The 23077-nt window shown below is 64.6% G+C and carries 24 protein-coding genes; 14 read left to right on the forward strand and 10 right to left on the reverse strand.

Features of this window, described 5'->3' with window-relative positions; genetic code table 11:
* Positions 1-12: 12 nt before the first annotated feature.
* Positions 13-300: an Asp-tRNA(Asn)/Glu-tRNA(Gln) amidotransferase subunit GatC gene (gene gatC / locus CCOS865_RS23735; protein ID WP_119145451.1), complete on the reverse strand. Its 288-nt coding sequence runs from the start codon at positions 298-300 to the stop codon at positions 13-15.
* Between the two features lie 201 nt (positions 301-501).
* Here gatC and mreB point away from each other — a divergent pair, with 201 nt between their 5' ends.
* The 8 genes from mreB to tldD all read left to right on the forward strand — a co-directional run bounded on the left by mreB (position 502) and on the right by tldD (position 11621).
* Positions 502-1539 carry a rod shape-determining protein MreB gene (gene mreB, locus CCOS865_RS23740; protein ID WP_003255163.1) on the forward strand — a complete coding sequence of 346 codons (1038 nt, stop codon included), beginning with the start codon at positions 502-504 and terminating at the stop codon, positions 1537-1539.
* 207 nt (positions 1540-1746) lie between these two features.
* Positions 1747-2778: a rod shape-determining protein MreC gene (gene mreC / locus CCOS865_RS23745; protein ID WP_244216173.1), complete on the forward strand. Its 1032-nt coding sequence runs from the start codon at positions 1747-1749 to the stop codon at positions 2776-2778.
* Positions 2778-3266: a rod shape-determining protein MreD gene (gene mreD / locus CCOS865_RS23750; protein ID WP_119145455.1), complete on the forward strand. Its 489-nt coding sequence runs from the start codon at positions 2778-2780 to the stop codon at positions 3264-3266. Before mreC ends, mreD begins: the two co-directional genes overlap by 1 nt.
* 34 nt (positions 3267-3300) lie before the next feature.
* Positions 3301-3900, forward strand: a complete 600-nt coding sequence (locus CCOS865_RS23755) for a Maf family protein (protein WP_119145457.1) — start codon at positions 3301-3303, stop codon at positions 3898-3900.
* 66 nt (positions 3901-3966) lie between these two features.
* Positions 3967-5424, forward strand: a complete 1458-nt coding sequence (rng, locus tag CCOS865_RS23760) for a ribonuclease G (RefSeq protein ID WP_119145459.1) — start codon at positions 3967-3969, stop codon at positions 5422-5424.
* Positions 5425-5497: 73 nt separating this feature from the next.
* Complete coding sequence (locus tag CCOS865_RS23765) at positions 5498-9319, forward strand: YhdP family protein (RefSeq protein ID WP_119145461.1); 3822 nt, start codon at positions 5498-5500, stop codon at positions 9317-9319.
* Positions 9320-9327: 8 nt separating this feature from the next.
* A complete protein-coding gene (locus CCOS865_RS23770) occupies positions 9328-10179 on the forward strand; it encodes a carbon-nitrogen hydrolase family protein (protein WP_119145463.1) in 852 nt (283 codons plus the stop codon).
* Positions 10180-10181: 2 nt separating this feature from the next.
* Complete coding sequence (gene tldD, locus CCOS865_RS23775) at positions 10182-11621, forward strand: metalloprotease TldD (protein WP_119145465.1); 1440 nt, start codon at positions 10182-10184, stop codon at positions 11619-11621.
* 36 nt (positions 11622-11657) lie between these two features.
* Here the strand turns inward: tldD and yjgA are convergent, their stop codons facing one another.
* Complete coding sequence (gene yjgA / locus CCOS865_RS23780) at positions 11658-12179, reverse strand: ribosome biogenesis factor YjgA (RefSeq protein ID WP_119145467.1); 522 nt, start codon at positions 12177-12179, stop codon at positions 11658-11660.
* A gap of 108 nt (positions 12180-12287) precedes the next feature.
* On the opposite strand from yjgA, the gene pmbA reads away from it, so the two are divergent.
* The 6 genes from pmbA to CCOS865_RS23810 all read left to right on the forward strand — a co-directional run bounded on the left by pmbA (position 12288) and on the right by CCOS865_RS23810 (position 17535).
* On the forward strand, positions 12288-13634 hold the full coding sequence (gene pmbA / locus CCOS865_RS23785) for a metalloprotease PmbA (protein WP_119145469.1): 1347 nt from the start codon (positions 12288-12290) through the stop codon (positions 13632-13634).
* A 125-nt stretch (positions 13635-13759) separates the two neighbouring features.
* Positions 13760-14161 (forward strand): FagA protein, encoded by a 402-nt coding sequence (locus CCOS865_RS23790; protein WP_119145471.1) that lies wholly within the window; start codon positions 13760-13762, stop codon positions 14159-14161.
* Positions 14154-15530, forward strand: coding sequence for a class II fumarate hydratase FumC (gene fumC / locus CCOS865_RS23795; protein WP_119145473.1), 1377 nt, complete (start codon positions 14154-14156; stop codon positions 15528-15530). The genes CCOS865_RS23790 and fumC overlap by 8 nt, the downstream gene beginning before the upstream one ends.
* 25 nt (positions 15531-15555) lie before the next feature.
* Positions 15556-16017, forward strand: coding sequence for a hypothetical protein (locus CCOS865_RS23800; protein WP_119145475.1), 462 nt, complete (start codon positions 15556-15558; stop codon positions 16015-16017).
* Position 16018: 1 nt separating this feature from the next.
* A complete protein-coding gene (locus CCOS865_RS23805) occupies positions 16019-16630 on the forward strand; it encodes a superoxide dismutase (protein WP_119145477.1) in 612 nt (203 codons plus the stop codon).
* Positions 16631-16641: 11 nt separating this feature from the next.
* Entirely contained in the window at positions 16642-17535 is an 894-nt protein-coding gene (locus CCOS865_RS23810) for a ZIP family metal transporter (protein WP_119145479.1), read from the forward strand.
* A 24-nt stretch (positions 17536-17559) separates the two neighbouring features.
* On the opposite strand, the gene CCOS865_RS23815 is transcribed toward CCOS865_RS23810, so the two are convergent.
* The 8 genes from CCOS865_RS23815 to lptC all read right to left on the reverse strand — a co-directional run bounded on the left by CCOS865_RS23815 (position 17560) and on the right by lptC (position 23072).
* The gene (locus CCOS865_RS23815) at positions 17560-17832 is read right to left on the reverse strand and encodes an HPr family phosphocarrier protein (protein ID WP_119145481.1); all 273 of its coding nucleotides are present in this window, start codon (positions 17830-17832) and stop codon (positions 17560-17562) included.
* A gap of 20 nt (positions 17833-17852) precedes the next feature.
* Complete coding sequence (gene rapZ / locus CCOS865_RS23820; RefSeq protein ID WP_119145483.1) at positions 17853-18707, reverse strand: RNase adapter RapZ; 855 nt, start codon at positions 18705-18707, stop codon at positions 17853-17855.
* Between the two features lie 2 nt (positions 18708-18709).
* The gene (gene ptsN / locus CCOS865_RS23825) at positions 18710-19177 is read right to left on the reverse strand and encodes a PTS IIA-like nitrogen regulatory protein PtsN (protein ID WP_119145485.1); all 468 of its coding nucleotides are present in this window, start codon (positions 19175-19177) and stop codon (positions 18710-18712) included.
* A 12-nt stretch (positions 19178-19189) separates the two neighbouring features.
* The gene (gene hpf, locus CCOS865_RS23830; RefSeq protein ID WP_119145487.1) at positions 19190-19498 is read right to left on the reverse strand and encodes a ribosome hibernation-promoting factor, HPF/YfiA family; all 309 of its coding nucleotides are present in this window, start codon (positions 19496-19498) and stop codon (positions 19190-19192) included.
* Positions 19499-19576: 78 nt separating this feature from the next.
* Positions 19577-21085, reverse strand: coding sequence for an RNA polymerase factor sigma-54 (locus CCOS865_RS23835; protein WP_119145489.1), 1509 nt, complete (start codon positions 21083-21085; stop codon positions 19577-19579).
* A gap of 174 nt (positions 21086-21259) precedes the next feature.
* Positions 21260-21985 carry an LPS export ABC transporter ATP-binding protein gene (lptB, locus tag CCOS865_RS23840; RefSeq protein WP_119145491.1) on the reverse strand — a complete coding sequence of 242 codons (726 nt, stop codon included), beginning with the start codon at positions 21983-21985 and terminating at the stop codon, positions 21260-21262.
* Positions 21986-22513 carry a lipopolysaccharide transport periplasmic protein LptA gene (gene lptA, locus CCOS865_RS23845; protein WP_119145493.1) on the reverse strand — a complete coding sequence of 176 codons (528 nt, stop codon included), beginning with the start codon at positions 22511-22513 and terminating at the stop codon, positions 21986-21988.
* Positions 22500-23072 (reverse strand): LPS export ABC transporter periplasmic protein LptC, encoded by a 573-nt coding sequence (gene lptC, locus CCOS865_RS23850; protein ID WP_119145495.1) that lies wholly within the window; start codon positions 23070-23072, stop codon positions 22500-22502. Before lptC ends, lptA begins: the two co-directional genes overlap by 14 nt.
* Between the last annotated feature and the right edge of the window lie 5 nt (positions 23073-23077).

The raw sequence follows: 23077 nt of genomic DNA on the forward strand, positions 1-23077 counted from the left end.
AGGTGCTATCCCTTACTCGATGACTTTCGGAACCAGGTACAGACCGTTTTCGGTCGACGGGGCGATGGCCTGATAGGTATCGCGCTGATTGCGCTCAGTGACCTGGTCGGGGCGCAGGCGTTGGCTGGCCTCCAGCGGGTGGGCCAGGGGTTCGATACCGTCGGTGTCGACGGCTTGCATCTGGTCGACCAGCCCGAGAATACTGTTCAAGGCGTCGGTGATGCGTGGCAGTTCGCCTTCATTGAGCCCCAGTCGGGCCAGATGGGCGATCTTTTCCACGTCGGAGCGTTGCAGCGCCATTGGGGATCTCCAGAGAAACGGAATCGGATTAGTTCCGTGATGAGGAACATGCCGGCATTTTGGCGGTCATACACCGCGATCATCTGCAGGCTTGCTCGGAAAAACTGCCAATTTAACATATTGGCTCCTTGCCCAAAATCCCTGCCATTGTTAGAGTTTGCCGCACTTTTTTACCCACGCTTTCCCCAGGGTCACTTTCCCATGTTCAAGAAACTGCGTGGCATGTTTTCCAGCGATCTCTCCATCGACCTGGGTACTGCCAACACCCTTATTTACGTGCGTGAGCGCGGTATCGTCCTGAATGAGCCCTCGGTTGTTGCCATCCGTACCCACGGCAACCAGAAAAGCGTCGTCGCCGTCGGTACCGAAGCCAAACGCATGCTGGGCCGTACGCCCGGCAACATTGCTGCCATTCGTCCGATGAAGGATGGCGTGATTGCCGACTTCAGCGTTTGTGAAAAAATGTTGCAGTACTTCATCAACAAGGTCCACGAAAACAGCTTCCTGCAGCCCAGCCCTCGCGTGCTGATCTGCGTGCCGTGCAAATCGACCCAGGTCGAGCGCCGTGCCATCCGTGAATCGGCCCTTGGCGCCGGTGCCCGTGAAGTGTTCCTGATCGAAGAGCCGATGGCCGCTGCGATCGGTGCCGGCCTGCCGGTCGAAGAAGCCCGTGGCTCGATGGTCGTCGATATCGGTGGTGGTACCACTGAAATCGCGCTGATCTCGCTCAACGGTGTGGTCTACGCCGAATCCGTGCGTGTGGGCGGCGACCGCTTCGACGAAGCGATCGTGACCTACGTACGCCGTAACTACGGCAGCCTGATCGGCGAGTCCACCGCCGAGCGCATCAAGCAGGAAATCGGCACCGCCTACCCAGGTGGCGAAGTCCGTGAAGTCGACGTGCGCGGCCGTAACCTGGCCGAGGGCGTGCCACGTGCCTTCACCCTCAACTCCAACGAAGTGCTCGAAGCCCTGCAGGAATCCCTGGCGACCATCGTCCAGGCGGTCAAGAGCGCGCTGGAGCAGTCGCCGCCGGAGCTGGCCTCGGACATCGCCGAGCGTGGCCTGGTACTGACCGGTGGTGGCGCCTTGCTGCGCGACCTCGACAAGCTGCTGGCCCAGGAAACCGGCCTGCCGGTGATCGTCGCCGAAGACCCGCTGACCTGTGTCGCCCGTGGCGGCGGTCGCGCCCTGGAGATGATGGACAAACACGCCATGGACTTGCTTTCCAGCGAGTGATCCATGGCGCTGTCCCGCGTCCGGTAATGATCGCCCGGTTTACAGGTGGCACGCGCAGTGCTACCTGTATGCGCTGGGCTGGCGTCCGTTGGGCGCTGTTTCCGTCAACCCGCAGCAGGCTGGTCGATCGCTCCATGTCCCATGACCACCTGAATCGTCGTCCACGAGGAACGGCCCATTAAACCGCTTTTCTCCAAGGGCCCTTCGCTGGGCGTTCGTCTGCTCGTGCTGGTGGTCCTGTCGGTCGCGCTGATGGTGGTCGACTCGCGCTTTGCCTTGCTCAAGCCGGTGCGCAGCCAGATGGGCCTGGTGCTGATGGAGTCGTATTGGCTCACTGACCTGCCGCAGCGCCTGTGGCAAGGGGTCGCCAGCCAGTTTGGCAGCCGCACCGAGCTTGCCGCCGAGAACGAAAAACTCAAGACCGAGACCCTGTTGCTGCAGGGGCGCCTGCAGAAGCTGGCGGCCCTGACCGAGCAGAACGTGCGCCTGCGCGAGCTGCTCAACTCGTCGGCGCTGGTCAACGAGAAGGTCGAGGTGGCCGAGCTGATCGGCGTCGATCCCAACCCGTTCACCCACCGTATCCTGATCAACAAGGGTGAGCGTGATGGCGTGTTCCTCGGCCAGCCGGTGCTCGATGCCCGTGGCCTGATGGGCCAGGTGGTCGAGCTGATGCCGTACACCTCGCGGGTCCTGCTGCTGACCGACACCACCCACAGCATTCCGGTGCAGGTCAACCGCAACGGCCTGCGCGCGATTGCCAGTGGTACCGGCAACCCGGAGCGCCTCGAGCTGCGTCATGTGGCCGACACCGCCGACGTCAAGGAAGGCGACCTGCTGGTGAGCTCGGGCATGGGCCAGCGCTTCCCGGCTGGTTACCCGGTGGCGACGGTCAACGAAGTGATCCATGACTCGGGCCAGCCGTTCGCGATTGTCCGGGCGATCCCGACGGCCGCGCTCAACCGCAGCCGCTACATGCTGTTGGTGTTCAGTGACCGGCGGACCCCGGAGCAGCGCGCCACCGAGGCCGCGATCGCCCAGGAAGAAGCCGACCGCAAAGGCACCAGCGTCCTGCCGAGCGGGGCCGAGCAGGCCGCGCCCGTTGTCGCGCCGGCGGGTACTGCCACCCCGGCCGCTGCCGCACCTGCAGCAACGCCCGCCGCACCGCCCGCTCCCCAGGGCGCGGCCCCCGTCAACCCGGCAGCGGCGCCCGCGGCGCCGAGCCAACCCCGGAGGCAATGATGGCCAGTTCGCGCAGCAAGAACGGTTGGGTCATCTGGCTGACGTTCGTCATCGGCCTGTTGCTCAGCGTGTCGCCGATGCCGCAGTTCATGGAAGTGTTCCGGCCGATGTGGCTGGCCATGCTGGTGTCGTTCTGGGCGCTGGCAGTGCCGAACAAGGTCGGCATGACCACCGCGTTCGTCCTCGGCCTGGCCGAAGACGTGTTGTATGGCACCCTGCTTGGGCAGAACGCGCTGATCCTGACCCTGATTACCTTCCTGGTGCTGTCGCTGCAGCAGCGCCTGCGGATGTTCCCCTTGTGGCAGCAGAGCCTGGTGATCCTGGTGATCTTCGGCATTGCCCAGTTGATCCAGCTGTGGCTCAGCGCCCTTACCGGCAATCGCCTGCCGACCCTGGCGCTGGTCTGGTCGGCGGTGATCAGTGCCTTGCTCTGGCCGTGGATCAGCTTCGCCCTGCGCGACCTGCGCCGACGCCTGCACATCAACTGACCGGCACCGCCGCGACTGACAGGGAAATGTCCACATGAACCTGCTGTACCTTGCCTCAGGCTCGCCGCGCCGGCGTGAATTGCTCACCCAGATCGGCGTGCCGTTCACCCCGCTCAGTGCCCCCATCGATGAAACCCCGCTGCCTGGCGAACCCGCCGAGGCGTACGTGCTGCGTCTGGCCGAAGCCAAGGCGGCGGCTGGCCGTGGCCAGCTGTCGGGCTCGGGCGTGGTGCTGGGTGCCGACACCGCCGTGGTGCTCGATGGCCAGATCCTCGGCAAGCCCGAGAGCCGCGAACATGCCTTGGCGATGCTTGCCGCGCTGTCCGGTCGCGAGCACCAGGTACTCACTGCGGTTGCCTTGAACGACGGCCAGCGCTGGCAAAGCCTGTGCGTGGCCAGCAACGTGCGCTTTCGCGCCATCGGTGCCGATGAAGCCGCCCGCTACTGGGCCAGCGGCGAACCGCTGGACAAAGCCGGCGGTTATGCCATCCAGGGCCTGGGCGCGGTGTTCGTCAGCGCGCTGGCCGGCAGTTACTCGGCCGTGGTCGGTTTGCCACTGAGCGAAACGGCCGAACTGCTCGGCCAGTTCGGCATTGCCTGCTGGCAGCCGCCAGCGGCCCAGGCAGAGGATTGAACACCGCGCTAGCCAGAGATCGGTCAGCGATCCATGATTACCCCAGACCTTTGATGAGAGCCTGCCATGAGTGAAGAGATCCTGATCAACATCACCCCGATGGAATCGCGCGTGGCAGTGGTGGAAAACGGTGTCCTGCAGGAGGTGCACGTCGAGCGCACCTTGCGCCGCGGCATCGTCGGCAACATCTACAAAGGCAAGGTGGTGCGGGTACTGCCCGGCATGCAGGCGGCGTTCGTCGACATCGGCCTGGAGCGCGCCGCGTTCATCCATGCGTCGGAGATTTCCCAGCGCGAAGGTTCGGCGGTAGAAACCATCACAGCCCTGGTGCACGAAGGCCAGGCGCTGGTGGTGCAGGTGACCAAGGACCCGATCGGTACCAAGGGCGCGCGCCTGACCACCCAGCTGTCGATTCCGTCGCGCTACCTGGTGTACATGCCGCGCAGCCGCCATGTCGGGATTTCCCTGAAGATCGAGGACGAAGCCGAGCGCGAGCGCCTCAAGCAGGTCGTCAGCAACTGCGTCGAGCAGGAGAACATCAAGGACGTCGGTGGTTTCATCCTGCGCACGGCCGCCGAGGGCGCCCGCCAGGAAGACATCCTCCAGGACATTCGCTACCTGCGCCGGCTGTGGGAGCAGATTGCCAGCCAGATCCAGACCTGCGGTGCGCCAACGGTGATCTACGAGGACCTCGGCCTGGCCCTTCGCACCCTGCGCGACCTGGTCAACCACAAGATCGAGAAGATCCGCATCGACTCGCGGGAGACCTTCCAGAAAACCACGCAGTTCGTCGGCGAGCTGATGCCGGAAATCGCCGATCGCCTGGAGCATTACCCGGGCGAGCGGCCGATCTTCGACCTGTACGGCGTCGAGGACGAGATCCAGCGCGCGCTCGAGCGCAAGGTACCGCTCAAGTCCGGCGGCTACCTGGTGGTCGACCCGGCCGAGGCGATGACCACCATCGACGTCAACACCGGCGCCTTCGTCGGCCATCGCAACCTCGAAGAGACCATCTTCAAGACCAACCTCGAGGCGGCCACCGCGATCGCTCGCCAGCTGCGCCTGCGCAACATCGGCGGGATCATCATCATCGACTTCATCGACATGGAAGACGAAGAGCACCAGCGCCAGGTCCTGCGCACGCTGGAAAAACAGCTGGAGCGTGATCACGCCAAGACCAACATCATCGGCATCACCGAGCTGGGCCTGGTGCAGATGACCCGCAAGCGCACCCGCGAGAGCCTCGAACAGGTGCTCTGCGAGCCGTGCGCCGGCTGCCAGGGTCGAGGCAAGCTGAAAACCCCGGAAACCATCTGCTACGAGATTTTCCGCGAGATCCTCCGCGAGGCACGTGCCTACCAGGCCGAGGGCTATCGGGTGCTGGCCAACCAGAAGGTGGTCGACCGCCTGCTGGATGAAGAGTCCGGCAATGTCGCCGAGCTGGAAACCTTCATCGGTCGAACCATTCGCTTCCAGGTCGAGTCCATGTACTCCCAGGAACAATACGATGTGGTGCTGCTCTGACGCGTTCTGAACCCCGTCGCCGGCTGGCGAAACCCTCGCTTCGGGCCATAGTTAAGGCACGACTTGGAGGGCCATGGCCATGGGACGTCTGACCCGCGTTCTGAGTGCCTTGACCCGCTGGGGCCTGGGCCTCTGCGCGCTGCTGGCCGTGCTGGTGGCGCTGTATGTCAGCCTCGGTCGGCAACTGGTGCCGCTGGTGGCCGAATACCGTGCCGAGGTGCAGAGCAAGGCCGAGCAGGCCTTGGGCCTGCCCGTGCATGTCGGCGCCCTCGAAGGCCGCTGGAGCGGCCTGGCGCCTGTGTTGCGGGTGCGCGACCTGCAGGTGGGCGAGGGCGCTGATGCCCTGCGCCTGGACGACGTCAAGGTGGTGCCAGACCTGTGGGCGAGCCTGAAGGCCCGCGAGGTGCGCCTGGCACGGATCCAGCTGGGCGGCCTGCAACTGATCGCACGTGAAGATGAACACGGCGCCTGGGCGCTCGAAGGGTTGCCGCACAAGGATGACAGCCCGCTGGACCCGGCCCAGGCGCTGCAACGCCTGCAGCAGCTGGGCCGGATCGATGTGTTCGACAGCCAGGTCACCCTTCAGCCCTGGCAGCGCGACCCGCTTACCCTGACCTACGTCAGCCTTGGCCTGCAGGCGGGTGCCTCACGCCAGGCCATCGACCTGCGCGCGACCCTCCCGGACGGCCAGCCGCTGGCGGTCAACCTGCGCAGCCGGGCCACGGCCGATGCCTGGCGCGAGGCCTCGCTGCAGGGTTACCTGAGTTTGCCGCAAAGCGACTGGGCGCGCTGGTTGCCGCCGCGCCTGCTGGGGCGGTGGCAGGCCGAATCGCTGCGCGCCGGGGGTGAATTCTGGGTCGACTGGCGCAAGGGCCAGTTGCAGCAGGCGGTGGTCCGCCTGAATGCCCCGCAGCTGCGCGGCGCCTACGCCGAGCGCAAGGCGGTCAGCCTGGACAACCTGGCGCTGTCGGCCTGGGTGCAGCGCGGCAAGGACGGCTATGCGGTGGTGCTCGACTCGCTGGCGGCGAGCATCGGCAAGGTCCGCTGGGAAACCCACCTGCAGGCGCGACAGCACCTCGGCCAGACACCCGCCGAGGAGACCTGGCAGGTCCAGGCCGACCGCCTCGACCTGACCCCGTTGACGCCACTGATCCAGGCCCTGGCGCCGCTGCCGGACAAACTCATGGCGGTGGTCGACGGCCTCAACGTCACTGGCGCGCTGCGCAATATCAGCCTCGACGTCCGGCCCAAGGCCGAAGGTGACCAGCGCCTGAAGTTTGCCGCCAACCTCGAGCGGGTCGGCTTTGACGCCTACCATGGCGCACCTGCCGCCGGAAATGTCAGCGGCAGCATCGGCGGCGATCTGGGCCACGGTGAACTGCGCCTGGACACCGACGCGTTCATGCTCCACCTGTACCCGATCTTCGCCAAACCCTGGCACTACCAGAAAGCCAACGCGACCTTGACCTGGCGGCTCGACAAGCAAGGGTTCACCCTGATCGCGCCGTACCTCAAGGTGCTGGGCGAGGAAGGCAAGATCGCCGGCGACTTCCTTATCCGCCTGCTGTTCGAGCCTGGCAGCGAGAGCTACATGGACCTGCGCGTCGGCCTCACCGAAGGCGACGGCCGCTACACCGCCAAGTACCTGCCGGAAGTGCTCAGCCCGGGGCTCGACGAATGGCTGCGCACGGCCATCGTCAAGGGCACCGTCGATGAGGGCTACTTCCAGTACCAGGGTTCGCTGAACCACGGTGCAAGCCCCGAGTCGCGCAGCATCAGCCTGTTCTTCAAGGTGCGCGATGCGGCGCTCGACTTCCAGCCGGGCTGGCCCCAGGTGCAACAGGTGGCCGGTGATGTGCTGATCGAAGACAGTGGCGTGCGCATCAAGGCCCAGCGTGGGCTGCTGCTCGACACCCGGGTCAGCGATGTCAGCGTCGACATTCCGCATGTCGACGCCGGCCAGCACAGCCACCTGTACCTGCGAGGCGACTTCGAGGGTGGCCTGGAGGACGGCTTGAAGATCCTCCAGCAGGCGCCGATCGGCACTGGCGAGATCTTTGCCGGCTGGGAGGGCGAGGGCCCACTCAAGGGCAAGGTCGACCTGGATGTCCCCCTCGCCCAAGGCGAACGTCCCAAGGTGCGGGTGGATTTCGCCACCGCCGACGCGCGCCTGAAAGTGGCACCGCCGACCCTGGAGCTGAACAAGCTCAAGGGCGATTTCAGCTTCGACCTGGACAAAGGCCTGAGCGCCAAGGGCATCACCCTGCAGGCGTTCGGCAAGCCGGTCAGCGCGCAGATCTTCGCCGAAGGCCAGTCAGGGCAGATGCAGACGCGGATCAATGCCTCGGGGCGCGTCGCGCTCAGCGCCCTGACCGATTGGTTGCAGTTCAAGCAGACGCTGCCCGCCAGCGGCGAGCTGCCTTACCAACTGCAGTTGAGCCTTGGCAGCCGCGACAACCGGCTGACGGTCGACTCGTCGCTCAAAGGCCTGGCGATCGACTTGCCGGCACCGTTTGGCAAGGCGGCCCAAGAGACCCGCGACAGCCGCTTCGGCATGACCCTCAAGGGCACCGAGCGGCGCTTCGATGCCGCCTACACCGACCTTGCCCGGTTCGCCTACGCCGCGCCCGCCGACAAGCTGACCCAGGGTCGCGGCGAGTTGCTGCTGGGCAGTGGTGAAGCACAGGTGCCCGGTGGCCAGGGCCTGCGCGTGCGCGGCCGACTGGACACGCTGGACCTCGAACCCTGGCAGCAGCAGGCACAACGGTTTGCCGGGCAAGACCCAGGCGGCAGCGCTCGGCAGAACCTGCAAGGGGTCGACCTGAGCATTGGCCAGCTCAAGGCCTACGGCATGGACCTGAACCAGGCGGTGGTACGTCTGGCCCGCAGCGCAAGTGCCTGGGATCTGCGCCTGGACAGCCGTGAAGTCATCGGCAACGCACGCATCCCCGACGCCAAGGCGCAGGCCATGGTGGTGAAGTTGCAGGCGCTGCGCCTGCCGCCGGCGGATCCTGCCCAGGCCCAGAATGAAAACGCCCCCGACCCGTTGGCCACGTTCGACCCGCGCAAGGCGCCCGCGCTGGATCTGACCATCGACAAGCTGTACCGCGGGGACGACCTGTTCGGCAGCCTGGCGCTGAAGCTGCGGCCGACCCCTCGCGGGGTGTCGTTCGACGACATCGACCTGGATATCAAGGGCCTGCACATCGACGGCAGTGGGGGCTGGGAAGGCGAGCCGGGCACCACCGCCAGTTGGTACAAAGGCCGGCTGGAGGGCAAGAACCTGGCGGACGTGCTCAAGTCGTTCGGCTTTGCGCCGACGGTCACCAGCCGCGACTTCCGCCTCGACGTCGATGGCCGGTGGCCAGGTTCGCCGGCCGCGGTCGGCGTCCAGCGCTTCTCCGGCAGCCTCGATGCCGCCCTGCGCACTGGCCAGTTCGTCGAGGTCGAAGGCAGCGCCCAGGCCCTGCGGGTATTCGGCCTGCTCAACTTCAACTCGATCGGCCGGCGCCTGCGCCTGGACTTTTCCGACCTGTTCGACAAAGGCTTGGCCTATGATCGAGTCAAGGGCCTGCTGGTCGGCAGTGAAGGGGTGTATGTCACCCGTGAGCCGATCACCGTCACCGGCCCGTCGAGCAACTTCGAGCTCGACGGAACCCTGGACATGGTTCGCGACCGGGTCGCTGCCAACCTGCAGGTGAGCCTGCCGGTGACCAACAACCTGCCCTTGGCGGCACTCATCGTCGGTGCCCCGGCCATTGGTGGCGCGCTGTTCCTGGTCGATCGGTTGATCGGCGACCGGGTCTCGCGCTTCGCCAGCGTGCATTATCGGGTCGAAGGCCCATGGAAAGAGCCTAAGATCACCTTTGTGAAACCTTTCGAAAAATCTCGCTAGGAGCAGTGATGAAGTCAGCGGTGATTCAGATGGTCAGCCAGGACGATGTGCTGGCCAACCTGCAGCGCGCTGGCGCGCTGCTTGAGCAAGCCGCCGCGGGCGGCGCACGGCTGGCGGTGCTGCCAGAAAACTTCGCGGCCATGGGCCGCCGGGACGCGGCCGCCATCGGTCGCGCCGAGGCACGGGGCGAAGGGCCGATCCTGCCCTGGTTGAAACGCACTGCCCGCGACCTCAGATTATGGATAGTCGCCGGCACCTTGCCCCTGCCGCCGGTCGACCAGCCCGAGGCCAAGGCCCATGCCTGCTCGCTGCTGATCGACGCGGATGGCCAGGTGGCGGCGCGGTACGACAAGCTGCACCTGTTCGACGTCGACGTGGCGGACACTCGCGGGCGTTACCGTGAGTCCGATGACTTTGCCCACGGCGGCCAGGTGGTGGTGGCGGATACCCCGGTGGGCCGCCTGGGGTTGTCGGTGTGCTATGACCTGCGCTTCCCCGAGCTGTACAGCGCCCTGCGCGCGGCCGGGGCCGAGCTGATCAGTGCACCGGCGGCGTTTACCGCCGTGACCGGCGCGGCGCACTGGGAAGTATTGGTTCGCGCGCGGGCCATCGAAACCCAGTGCTACCTGCTCGCCGCGGCGCAGGGCGGTACCCATCCGGGCCCGCGGGAAACCCACGGCCATGCGGCGATCGTCGACCCCTGGGGGCGAATCATCGCTGAACAGGCAAGTGGCGAAGCGGTCCTGCTGGCCGAGCGTGACACGGCTGAACAAGCGTCCATACGGGCGCGGATGCCGGTGATAGAGCACCGGCGCTTTTTCTCGCAGGACGCCTTGCGGCCTGCGCACACCTCGGAGTGACTATGAGCCAGATGTTATCCACCGTCAGTGAACAGCTCCTGGCCCCGGGCGGACTGACCCTGGACAGCCTGCAGGCTGTGCTGGGCGAGTTGGCGGGCCCCGGCATCGATGCCGCCGACCTGTATTTCCAGGGCCAGATCTCGGAAACCTGGGCGCTGGAGGACGGCATCGTCAAGGAAGGCAGCTTCAACCTCGACCAGGGCGTGGGCGTCCGCGCGCTGTCCGGCGAGAAGACCGGCTTTGCCTACAGCAACGCAATCAACCTCGAGGCCCTGACCTCGGCAGCGCGCGCCGCCCGCTCGATTTCCCGCGCTGGCCAGAACGGCACCGTGCAGGCCTTCCGCAGCCAGGACGTGACGGCCTTGTATGCGCCGGACAACCCCCTGGACGTGCTCAGCCGCGCCGAAAAAGTCGAGCTGCTCAAGCGTGTCGATGTCGCCACCCGCGCCCTCGATCCACGCATCCAGCAGGTCAGCGTGAGCATGGCCGGGGTCTGGGAGCGCATCCTGATCGCCGCCGCCGATGGCAGCCTGGCCGCCGACGTGCGCCCGCTGGTGCGCTTCAACGTCAGTGTCATCGTCGAGAAGGACGGCCGCCGCGAGCGTGGCGGGCAAGGCGGTGGCGGGCGTACCGACTACCGCTTCTTCAGCGAAGAGCGGGTGATGGGCTATGCCCGTGAAGCCTTGCGCCAGGCGCTGGTCAACCTCGACGCTAAGCCGGCGCCGGCCGGTACCCTGCCGGTGGTCCTCGGCCCGGGCTGGTCCGGGGTGCTGCTGCACGAAGCGGTCGGCCACGGCCTGGAAGGCGACTTCAACCGCAAGGGCAGCTCGGCCTACAGCGGCCAGATCGGCCAGAAGGTCGCCTCGAGCCTGTGCACCATCGTCGATGACGGCACCCTCGAAGGCCGCCGGGGCTCGCTCAGCGTCGACGACGAAGGCACCCCGACCGAATGCACCACGCTGATCGAGAACGGCATCCTCAAGGGCTACATGCAGGACAAGCTCAACGCACGCCTGATGGGCATGGCGGTGACCGGCAATGGCCGTCGCGAGTCCTACGCGCACCTGCCGATGCCGCGCATGACCAACACCTACATGCGTGCCGGTGAAAGCGACCCGGCCGAGATCATCGCGTCGGTGAAAAAGGGCATTTATTGCGCCAACCTGGGCGGTGGTCAGGTCGACATCACCAGCGGCAAGTTCGTCTTCTCCACCAGCGAGGCGTACCTGATCGAAGACGGCAAGATCACCGCACCGGTCAAGGGCGCAACGTTGATCGGCAATGGGCCGGAGGCGATGAGCCGGGTGTCGATGGTCGGCAACGACCTGGCGCTGGACAGTGGCGTGGGGACGTGTGGCAAGGACGGTCAGTCAGTGCCGGTCGGCGTTGGGCAGCCGACGCTGAAACTCGATGCGATTACCGTGGGCGGTACCGGCGGGTGATTTCTGGGGCTGCGGGGCAGCCCCAAAGGGCGCAACTCAGCGCAAGCCGCGCTGGGTTTCGTCCAGGTCACGAATGTACTTGAAGATCTTGCGCGAGGCGGCTGGCGGTTTGTCCCGGGCCTTCTCGTGCTGGGCATGACGGATCAGCGAGCGCAGGTGCTGACGGTCGGTCTCAGGGTATTCCTGGACAAACCGCTCGAGGTCCTCGTCATTGCCGTCGACCAAACGGTCGCGCCAGCGCTCGAGGCCGTGGAAGCGCTCGTTGTACTGACGGGTGGAGCTGTCGAGTTGCTCGATCACCGCGTTGATGGCGTCAACGTCCTGATCGCGCATCAGCTTGCCGACAAACGACATGTGGCGTTTGCGGGCGATGTGCGCCGTGTGCTTGCTGGCATCGGCCAGCGCCTTGCGCAGGGGGTCGGTCAAGGGCAGTCGGGCCAGGGTATCGGCCTTGAGCGTCGTCAGGCGCTCGCCGAGTTCGACCAGGGCCAGAAGCTCGCGCTTGATCTGGGTTTTGCTTTTTTCGCCGTCGAAGGCGTCGTCGTATGAATCAACCATGGTGGCAGTCCGCTGGAAAACGCCGCCATGATAACCAGTCGGGGGCCGCTTGTCCGGCCCGGTCGTAGAATGACCCTCGCCGTAAGCAGAATTTGAGTGGAGAAAACCATGAGTGCAGTCCAGAGCATTGGCCCCAAGGACCTGCCGGTATTGCAGGAGCAAGTCGAAGCGATCGTCGCCGAGGCGCGCCGCCAAGGCGCCAGCGCTTGCGAGGTGGCGGTGTCGCTGGAGCAGGGGTTGTCCACCACGGTGCGCCAGCGTGAGGTCGAGACGGTCGAATTCAACCGCGACCAAGGCTTCGGTATCACCCTTTATGTCGGCCAGCGCAAGGGCTCGGCGAGCACCTCGGCGAGCGGCGCAGACGCCATTCGCGAGACCGTTGCCGCCGCCCTGGCGATCGCCAAGCACACCTCCGAAGATGAATGCGCCGGCCTGGCCGACGCGGCGCTGATGGCCCGCGACCTGCCTGAGCTGGACCTGTATCACGACTGGAACATCGACCCCGAGCGGGCGATCGAGATGGCCCTGACCTGCGAAGAGGCGGCCTTCGCCGCTGACGCGCGGATCAAGAACGCCGACGGCACCACCCTCAACACCCACCAGGGTTGCCGCGTATACGGCAACAGCCACGGCTTCATCGGTGGCTATGCATCGACCCGGCACAGCCTGAGCTGCGTGATGATCGCCGAGGGTGACGGGCAGATGCAGCGTGACTACTGGTACGACGTCAATCGCCAGGGCGAACTGCTGGCCGACCCACGCAGCATCGGCCTGCGCGCCGCGCAGCGCGCCGCCAGTCGCCTGGGCGCGCGCCCGGTTCCGACCTGCGAGGTGCCGGTGCTGTTCTCCGCAGAGCTGGCGGGCGGGCTGTTCGGCAGCTTCCTGGGGGCGATCTCCGGTGGCAACCTGTACCGCAAGTCGTCGTTCCTCGATGGCGCCATTGGCCAGCAGCTGTTCCCGTCCTGGCTGACCCTGGACGAGCGTCCGCACCTGGCGCGTGCACTGGGCAGTGCCTCGTTCGACGGTGATGGCCTGGCGACCTACGCCAAGCCGTTCGTCGACAAAGGTCAGCTGGTGTCCTACCTGCTGGGTACCTACTCCGGGCGCAAGCTGGGCCTGCCGAGCACGGCCAACTCCGGTGGCGTGCACAACCTGTTCGTCACCCATGGCGACGAAGACCAGGCGGCGCTGATCAAGCAGATGGGCCGCGGCCTGCTGGTGACCGAGCTGATGGGGCATGGCTTGAACATGGTGACCGGGGATTACTCGCGCGGCGCGGCGGGCTTCTGGGTCGAGAATGGCGAGATCCAGTTCCCGGTTCAAGAGGTGACGATCGCCGGCAATATGAAAGACATGTTCCAGCAGATCGTAGCGATCGGCAGCGATATCGAGACCCGCAGCAATATCCACAGCGGCTCGGTGCTGATCGAGCGGATGACCGTAGCAGGGAGCTGAACTCAGCCCAGGATGCTGCATGAACCAGAAGACCCGGCCATCGCGCCGGGTTTTTGTTTGTCCTTTTTTCTTGAAGTGATTCTATTTATCACTTAATAATGAATATCATTATCCAGTCACCAGCGATGATGTTCATGAAACCCGTCCTCCATGAGTTGCCCTACCTGGAAAACTGGCGCTGGCTCAGCCGGCGCATCCGCTGCGCCCTCGAGCCCGACGAGCCGCGCCTGATCGAGCACTACCTGGCCGAAGGGCGCTACCTGGTGTGCTGCACCGAGAGCTCGCCCTGGACAGTGGCCCTGACCTCGTTCCGCCTGCTGCTGGATACCGCCTGCGACCGCATGCTGCCGTGGCACTGGCGCTGCCAGTGCCTGGACCAGGCCTGGCGGCCGTTGCTCGACCTGCGCAACCTCGACCGCCGCGAGAACAACCAGCGCTGGCAGCCATATGCCCTGCAGCTCGCCAATTGCGTGCTGCTGCCTTCGATTTCTCCCGATGAACTGATGCAAGGAATTGATCATGAGTAATACCCGTATCGAGCGTGACAGCATGGGTGAACTGCAGGTGCCGGCCCAGGCCCTGTACGGCGCTCAGACCCAACGCGCGGTCGACAACTTTCCGATCAGCGGCCAGCGCATGCCGGCCCAGTTCATCCGCGCACTGCTGCTGGCCAAGGCGGCGGCGGCCAAGGCCAACGTCGAGCTCGAGCAGATCACCGCCGACCAGGGCCAGGCCATCGTCAAGGCCGTGGAGCAACTGCTGGCCGAGGACTTCATCCAGCACTTCCCGGTGGATGTCTACCAGACCGGCTCCGGCACCAGTTCGAACATGAACGCCAACGAGGTGATCGCCACCCTGGCCAGCCGCGTGCTCGGCGAACCGGTCAATGCCAACGACCACGTCAATTGCGGCCAGAGCAGCAACGACATCATCCCGACCACCATCCACGTCAGCGCCGCGTTGGCCGTGCACGAGCAATTGCTGCCAGCGCTGGGCCACCTGATCCAGGTGATCGACACCAAGGCCGTTGAAGTCCATCAGTACGTCAAGACCGGCCGCACCCACCTGATGGACGCCATGCCTGTGCGCATGAGCCAGGTCCTCGGTGGCTGGGCGGCGCAGGTCAAGGCTGCCCGTGCGCACATCGAAGCAACCCTGCCGAGCCTGCAGGCTCTGGCCCAGGGCGGCACCGCGGTAGGCACCGGGATCAACGCCCACCCGCAGTTCGCTGCCGGTTTTGCCCGCCAGCTCAGCGGGCTGACCCAGCTCGCGTTCACCCCGGGTGACAACCTGTTCGCCCTGATCGGCTCGCAGGACACCGCCGTGGCGCTGTCTGGCCAGCTCAAGACCACCGCAGTGGCCCTGACCAAGATCGCCAACGATCTGCGCTGGATGAACTCCGGCCCGCTGGCCGGCCTGGGTGAGATCGAGCTGGAGGCGCTGCAGCCGGGCTCCTCGATCATGCCGGGCAAGGTCAACCCGGTGATCCCGGAAGCCACCGCCATGGTTGCTGCCCAGGTGATCGGCAACGACGCCACCATCGCCATTGCCGGCCAGTCGGGCAACTTCGAGCTGAACGTGATGCTGCCGGTAATCGCCCGCAACCTGCTGGAAAGCATCGAGCTGATGGCCAATGTCAGCCGCCTGCTCGCCGACAAGGCCATCGCCAGCTTCAAGGTCAATGACGCCAAGCTCAAGGAAGCCCTGTCGCGCAACCCGATCCTGGTCACCGCGCTGAACCCGATCATCGGTTACCTGAAAGCCGCCGAGATCGCCAAGACCGCCTACAAGCAAGGCCGGCCGATCATCGACGTGGCGCTGGAGCACACCGACCTGTCGCGCGATCAGCTGGAAGCGCTGCTCGACCCGGAAAAACTCACCGCCGGCGGCATCTGATCCAGAGCCGCCCAGGAGGCACGTCATGCAGCACTGGAAACGCACCACGGATAACGCCAACCGCCTGTTCGAACAGGGCGAGCTGGTCGATGCCCGGGAACATTACCTGCAAGCCCTGGCCCTGGCCCAGGTGCTGTTCGAGCGCTGGCATGACGTCGACGAAGCGGTCGCCGCTTTTGTCATCGCCCACCACAACCTGGCCGACCTGCACCTGCGCCTGAACCAGCCGCACGAAAGCGCCGACTACCTGTGCGCCGCTCACCAGCGGTTACTCCAGGCCAGCCAGGAGCCACGCCTGGCGCAGCCGCTGCGTGAAGCGGCGCTGCGCCACAGTGCGCGCACCTATACCGAGCTGTTGAGTTTCATCGCCGAGTACGGCCAGTACCCGCGTACCGAACGCCTGCTCAACCGCAATGCCCCTGAGACGAGCGAACTGGCCACCCAGCCGGACGCCGCTGCTCGCCCACACGCCTACGGAATCCACTGACATGCCTCATACCTTGCCTGCACTGCCTTACGCCTACGATGCGCTGGAACCGCACATCGATGCCCAGACCATGGAAATCCACCACAGCAAGCACCACCAGACCTACATCAACAACCTCAATGCCGCCATCGAAGGCACCGAATGGGCCGACTGGTCGGTGGAAAAACTGGTGGGTGCGGTCAAGCAACTGCCGGAGAAACTGCAAGGCGCGGTGATCAACCAGGGCGGCGGTCACGCCAACCACACGCTGTTCTGGACCGTCATGGCGCCCAAGGGCGGCGGTCTGCCACACGGCGATGTAGCCAAGGCCATCGACGCCGAGCTGGGTGGTTTCGACGCGTTCAAGGATGCCTTCACCAAGGCGGCGCTGACCCGCTTCGGCAGTGGCTGGGCCTGGCTCAGCGTTACCCCCGAGGGCAAGCTGGTGGTCGAGAGCAGCGGTAACCAGGACAGCCCCTTGATGCACGGAAACACGCCGATCCTGGGCCTGGACGTGTGGGAGCACGCCTACTACCTGAAGTACCAGAACCGTCGTCCGGAATACATCGGGGCGTTCTATAACGTGGTCGATTGGGCCGAAGTCGAACGTCGATACCATCAAGCCCTCAAGTGAGTCGACCCGGTATGCGCGCTGAGGTGATGTCGGTCGGCAGTGTGCGCCTGTTTCGGCTGGCGCTCGGGACTTTGCTGTTGCTGGTCGGTACCGCGCTGCTGGTGACGCGCGCGATCGACTGGCTGGACCTGGAGCCCCGCATGCTGCGCGCCCTCGAGGGCGGTGCATTGTGCGCATTGGGCACGGCGCTGGGCGCGGTACCGGTGTTGGTGATCCGCAACATGCCGGTCGCCCTGGCCGACACGTTGCTCGGCTTTGGTGCCGGCGTGATGCTGGCGGCCACGGCGTTTTCATTGATCATGCCGGGGCTGGATGCGGCCCAGGCCATCGGCTTCAGCCCTTGGGGCGCCGGTGGCGTGATCAGTTTCGGCCTGTTGTTCGGCGCCTTGTGCCTGTTCCTGGTGGACCTCAAGGTGTCGGGCGCGTCGCCAGAGGCCCTGGTCGGCTCCGATAATCAGCCGGTGATCGCCGCGCGGATCTGGCTGTTCGTGATTGCCATCATTGCCCACAACATTCCCGAAGGCATGGCCATTGGCGTGTCGGCGGGCGGCGGCATGCCGGACGCCGACAGCCTGGCCATGGGCATCGCCTTGCAGGACGTACCAGAAGGCCTGGTGATCGCGCTGGTGCTGGCAGGGGCGGGGATGTCACGCTTCAAGGCGTTTATGATCGGCGCCGCGTCGGGCCTGGTCGAGCCGCTAGCCGCCGTGGTGTGCGCCTGGCTGGTCAACGTCGCAGAGTTGCTGTTGCCGTTGGGCCTCGCCTGCGCAGCAGGGGCAATGCTGTTGGTGGTGACCCAGGAGATCATCCCGGAGTCACGCAGCAATGGCCATCATCGCTTGGCGAGCCTGGGGTTGTGTGTCGGCTTCTGCTTGATGATGGTGATGGATACAGCGATGTCCTGATGCGCCTGATGCGAAAGGCGAGCTTTACTCGCCTTCGTCGAAGTAGTTGTTGATCAGCGCCACCAACGCCTCCAGGGCGTCATGATCCTGCTCGCCCTCGGTGTGCAGGTGCACCTGGGTGCCCTTGCCGGCCGCGAGCATCATCACGGCCATGATGCTCTTGCCATCGACCAGTTTGTCCGGCGCGCGGCCGACCCTCACCTGGCAGGGGAAGCGCCCGGCCACGCCGACGAACTTGGCAGCCGCCCGGGCATGCAGACCCAGCTTGTTGATGATGGTGATTTCGCGGGCGGGCATCGTGGGGTGGATCCTGTGGGCTAGAGGTCGCGGTGGCGGACCTGGACGTTTTTCAGGGATTGCTGCAGCGACTGGCCAAGGCGTTCGGTCAGGTACACCGAGCGGTGGTGGCCGCCAGTACAACCAATGGCGATAGTGACATAGGCGCGGTTGCTGGCGGCAAAACGCGGCAGCCACTTGAGCAGGTAACTCGAGATGTCCTGGTACATCTCCTCGACGTCCGGCTGGGCCGCCAGGTAGTCGATCACCGGCTGCTCGAGGCCGGAGTGCTCGCGCAGCTCGGGCTTCCAGTAGGGGTTGGGCAGGCAGCGCACATCGAACACCAGGTCGGCATCGACCGGCATGCCACGCTTGAAGCCAAACGACTCGACCAGGAACGCGGTGCCCGGCTCAGGCTGGTTGAGCAGGCGCAGCTTGATCGAGTCCCGCAACTGATAGAGGTTGAGGTTGGTGGTATCGATCTTCAGGTCGGCGAGGTCGGCGATCGGACCCAGCAGGTCACTTTCGACGCGGATCGCTTCGGCGAGCGAGCGATTGGCGTTGGTCAGCGGGTGGCGCCGGCGCGTTTCGGAAAAACGCTTGAGCAGGGTGTCTTCGTCAGCATCCAGGTACAGCACGTCGCACTGGATATGCCGCGAGCGCGCGTCTTCCAGCAGCTCCGGGAAGCGCGACAGATGGCTGGGCAGGTTGCGCGCGTCGATCGACACGGCAACCTTGGGTTGCATCAGCTCGGTATTGATCAGCGCATTTTCAGCCAGCTGCGGCAGCAGCCCGGCCGGCAGGTTGTCGATGCAGTAGTAGCCGTTGTCTTCCAGTACGGCAAGGGCGGTGCTCTTGCCGGAGCCGGAGCGGCCGCTGACGATGATCAGGCGCATGTTCAGCTCCCGTTCTGTACGTCCAGGACGACTTGGTACAAGGCTTCGCTGCTGCTCGCTGCGCGCAGACGATCACGGACTTCCTTGCGATCGAGCATGCTGGCGATCTGGCGGAGCAGTTCAAGGTGGGCATCGGTGGCGGCTTCTGGCACCAGCAGGACGAACAGCAAGTCCACGGGCGCGCCGTCGATGGCGTCGAAATCGATGGGGGCAGCGAGGTGGAGCAGGGCGCTGACCGGATTCTCGCAGCCCTTGAGGCGGCAATGCGGAATCGCGATGCCATTGCCAAACCCGGTGGAGCCCAGTTTTTCGCGGGCGATCAGCTTCTCGAAGAGGTCTTGCTCATCGAGCTCGGGGACTTCGCGGTGGACCGCTGCGGCAATGGTTTCCAAAGCGCGTTTTTTACTGCTGACGCCCGGCACGTTCACCAGGGAACGGCCGGGGGTCAGGATGGTTTCAAGTCGGATCATGGATGAGGGGGTTCAGCGGGCAGCCGCACCTTGCAGCAGGCTTTGCTGTTTTTCCTTGTGTTTTTTCAGTTGGCGGTCGAGCTTGTCGGCCAGGGCATCGATCGCTGCATACATGTCTTGGTCTTCGGCATTGGCAACCACTTCGCCGCCGGGAATCTGCACGGTCGCTTCGACCTTCTGCTGCAACTTCTCGACTTTCAGGATGACCTGCACGTTGGTGATCTTGTCGAAGTGTCCTGCGACCCTGTCGAGCTTTTCAAGCACATAGGTACGCAGAGGGTCGGTGACTTCTACATGGTGTCCACTGATGTTGACTTGCATACAGCTTCTCCTTTGTTGCCCGTGCATAAAGAGGCAGGTGTTGCACCTGCCACAAAAACGCTGTGGCACATCCTGGGGCTACATCAGTCGCTTGCGTTCACTCGACGGTGCGATGCCGAGCGACTCGCGGTACTTGGCGACGGTGCGACGGGCTACCTGGATGCCTTGTGCCTCCAGTAAACCAGCGATCTTGCTGTCACTCAATGGCTTTTTCTGATTTTCCGCACCAACCAGTTTCTTGATGATCGCGCGGATCGCCGTGGACGAGCATTCGCCGCCTTCCGCGGTGCTCACATGGCTCGAGAAAAAGTATTTCAGTTCGTAGATGCCGCGAGGCGTGTGCATGTATTTCTGGGTGGTCACCCGCGAAATGGTCGACTCGTGCATGCCTACCGCTTCGGCGATGTCATGCAGGACCAGCGGCTTCATCGCCTCGTCACCGTGGTCGAGGAAGCCCCGCTGGTGCTCGACGATCTGCGTGGCGACCTTCATCAGCGTCTCGTTGCGGCTTTGCAGGCTCTTGATGAACCAGCGCGCCTCCTGCAACTGGTTGCGCATGAAGGTGTTGTCGGCACTGGTGTCGGCGCGACGGACGAACCCGGCGTACTGCGGGTTGACCCGCAACCGCGGGATCGCCTCCTGGTTGAGCTCGACCAGCCAGCGCTCGCTGTCCTTGCGCACGATGACGTCGGGCACCACGTACTCGGGCTCGCTCGACTCGATCTGTGAGCCTGGACGCGGGTTGAGGCTCTGCACCAGCTCGATGATCTGGCGCAGGTCATCTTCCTTGAGCTTCATGCGGCGCATCAGCTGGCTGTAGTCACGGCTGCCGAGCAGGTCGATGTAGTCGGTGACCAGGCGCTGGGCTTCGGCCATCCACGGCGTGCTGGCGGGCAGCTGGCGCAGTTGCAGGAGCAGGCACTCGCCCAGGTTGCGCGCGCCGACACCGGCCGGTTCGAACTGCTGGATGCGGTGCAGGACGGCTTCGACCTCGTCCAGCTCGATGTCCAGCTCCGGGTCGAAACCGGCGCAGATCTCTTCGAGGGTGTCTTCCAGATAGCCCTGCTGGTTGATGCTGTCGATCAGGGTCACGGCGATCAGCCGATCGGTGTCGGACATCGGCGCCAGGTTCAGTTGCCACAGCAGATGGCTCTGCAGGCTCTCGCCGACGGAGGTGCGGGTGGTGAAGTCCCACTCGTCATCGTCATTGCTGGGCAGGCTGCTGGCGCTGGTCTGGTAGATGTCTTCCCAGGCCGTGTCGACCGGCAGTTCATTAGGGATGCGCTCGTTCCATTCGCCTTCCTCGAGGTTCTCGGCAGAGGCGCTGCTCTCCTGGAAACTGGTGTCCTGGAAGTTGCTGTCGAGGGCTTCGGCGGCCGGCTTGCTGTCGGCGTTGTCCGCCATCGGGTCGCTGTTGTCGAAGTCTTCGCCGTCTTCCTGGCGTTCGAGCATCGGATTGGATTCCAGCGCTTCCTGGATTTCCTGCTGGAGGTCCAGGGTCGAGAGCTGAAGCAGACGAATGGCCTGTTGCAACTGCGGGGTCATCGTCAGTTGCTGGCCCATTTTTAGGACGAGCGATGGTTTCATGGCTGGGGCTTAATACCTTATTCGCCGGCGCGCATGCGCCATCCACTACACGAAGGGCGCCGGAGCGCCAATTCCAAGCAAGTTATATGCCTTAATTTGTAGCGTTTGCCTAGAGCACTGTAACACTTAAGCCGTAAAGAGGCCGATTTGCCAGTGCTCAGGCAAGCCTGGGTGTCAGAGTCGGAACTCGTGACCCAGGTAGACTTCCTTGACCAGGTCATTGGCCAGGATGGTCTCGGCATCGCCTTCGGCGATCAGTTGACCATCGTTGACGATGTAGGCGGTTTCACAGATATCCAGGGTCTCGCGGACGTTGTGGTCGGTGATCAGCACACCGATGCCCTTGGCCTTGAGGTGATGGATGATCTGCTTGATGTCGCCCACGGAAATCGGGTCGACACCGGCAAACGGTTCGTCCAGCAGGATGAACTTCGGCGCGGTGGCCAGGGCGCGGGCGATCTCGACACGGCGGCGTTCACCACCCGAGAGGCTCATGCCGAGGTTGTCGCGGATGTGGCTGATGTGGAACTCCTGCAGCAGGCTTTCGAGTTCCTTGCGCCGGCCGTCACGGTCGAGCTCCTTGCGGGTCTCGAGGATCGCCATGATGTTGTCGGCCACCGACAGCTTGCGGAAGATCGAGGCTTCCTGGGGCAGGTAGCCGATGCCGGCGCGCGCGCGGCCATGCATGGGCTGGTGGCTGACATCGGTGCTGTCGATCAGCACGCGCCCCTGATCGGCCTGGACCAGGCCGACGATCATGTAGAAACAGGTGGTCTTGCCGGCCCCGTTGGGGCCGAGCAAACCGACGATCTGGCCGCTGTCGATCGACAGGCTGACGTCGCGAACCACCTGGCGGCCCTTGTAGCTCTTGGCCAGGTGCTGGGCTTTGAGGGTTGCCATTTACTCGGCCTTCTTCTTCGGCTGGATCACCATGTCGATGCGCGGACGCTTGGTCGCAGCAGCGCCACCGGCGTTACCCGCAGTCGCCACCTGGGACTTGGTGTTGTAGATGATCTTCTCGCCTTCGGTGGTGTTGCCTTCATTCTCGACCTTGGCCTGGTCGGTGAGGATGACCGTGTCTTTTTGCGCCTGGTACTGGATGGTGACCGCCCAGCCCTTCATCTTGTCGGGCTTTTCAGCGCTCTGCTGCTGCTCGAAATAGGCCAGCTTGCCCACCGAGGTCACCACGTCGATGTCGCCGTTGGCGGCACGGGTCATGGTCACCTTGTTGCCGGTGATCTTCATCGAGCCTTGGGTGATGACCACATCACCGGTGTAGATAGCTACGCCTTGCTTGTCATCCAGGTGAGCGTCGTCGGCCTGGATACGGATTGGCTGGTCACGATCGTTCGGCAGGGCCAAGGCGCTCGCGCTTCCCAGTGCTGCGCTCAGGCTGAGCAAAAAGGGGAGGGTTTTAACGAGCCTCATACTGTCCTCTTACGTTGGACAGCAGGTCCATCCTGCCGTCTTTCAAATACGCTTTCATACCAACACCCGTAGTCGTGCCACCGGCGCCGTCGATTCTAACGGCTTGCTCGGTCTGCGCATATTGCTTCTGCGGGAACACGGTCATGCGGGTGCTGGTAATGATGGTTTCGCGCTGCTTTTCGTCGGTGCGGGCAACCCGCACCTTGTCGATCAGTTCGACCTCGCTGCCGTCCGGGTTGACCTCGGCGCGTACGCTCTGCACGTGCCACGGGAACTCGGTGCCGCGGTACATGTGCAGGTCCGGCGTGGTCACCAGGGTAACCTCGCTGGCCTTGAGGTGCTCGACCTTGTCGGCGGTCATTTCATATTGCATCTTGCCGTCGGGCAAGAACTGCACGCTGTGGGCGTTGATGGCGTAGTAGTCGATGGCGCTTTCATCGACATCGGCGACCGGCTTGTCGAGGAAGCTTTCCGGGCTGACGTTCCAGTAGCCGACCGCCACCAGCAGGGCGGCGATCACGCTGAACAGCGCGATGTTTTTGGCTTTCTTGCTGAACATGGGCG

It is taken from the genome of Pseudomonas reidholzensis (genome assembly GCF_900536025.1).
GTDB classification, from domain to species: Bacteria; Pseudomonadota; Gammaproteobacteria; order Pseudomonadales; family Pseudomonadaceae; genus Aquipseudomonas; species Aquipseudomonas reidholzensis.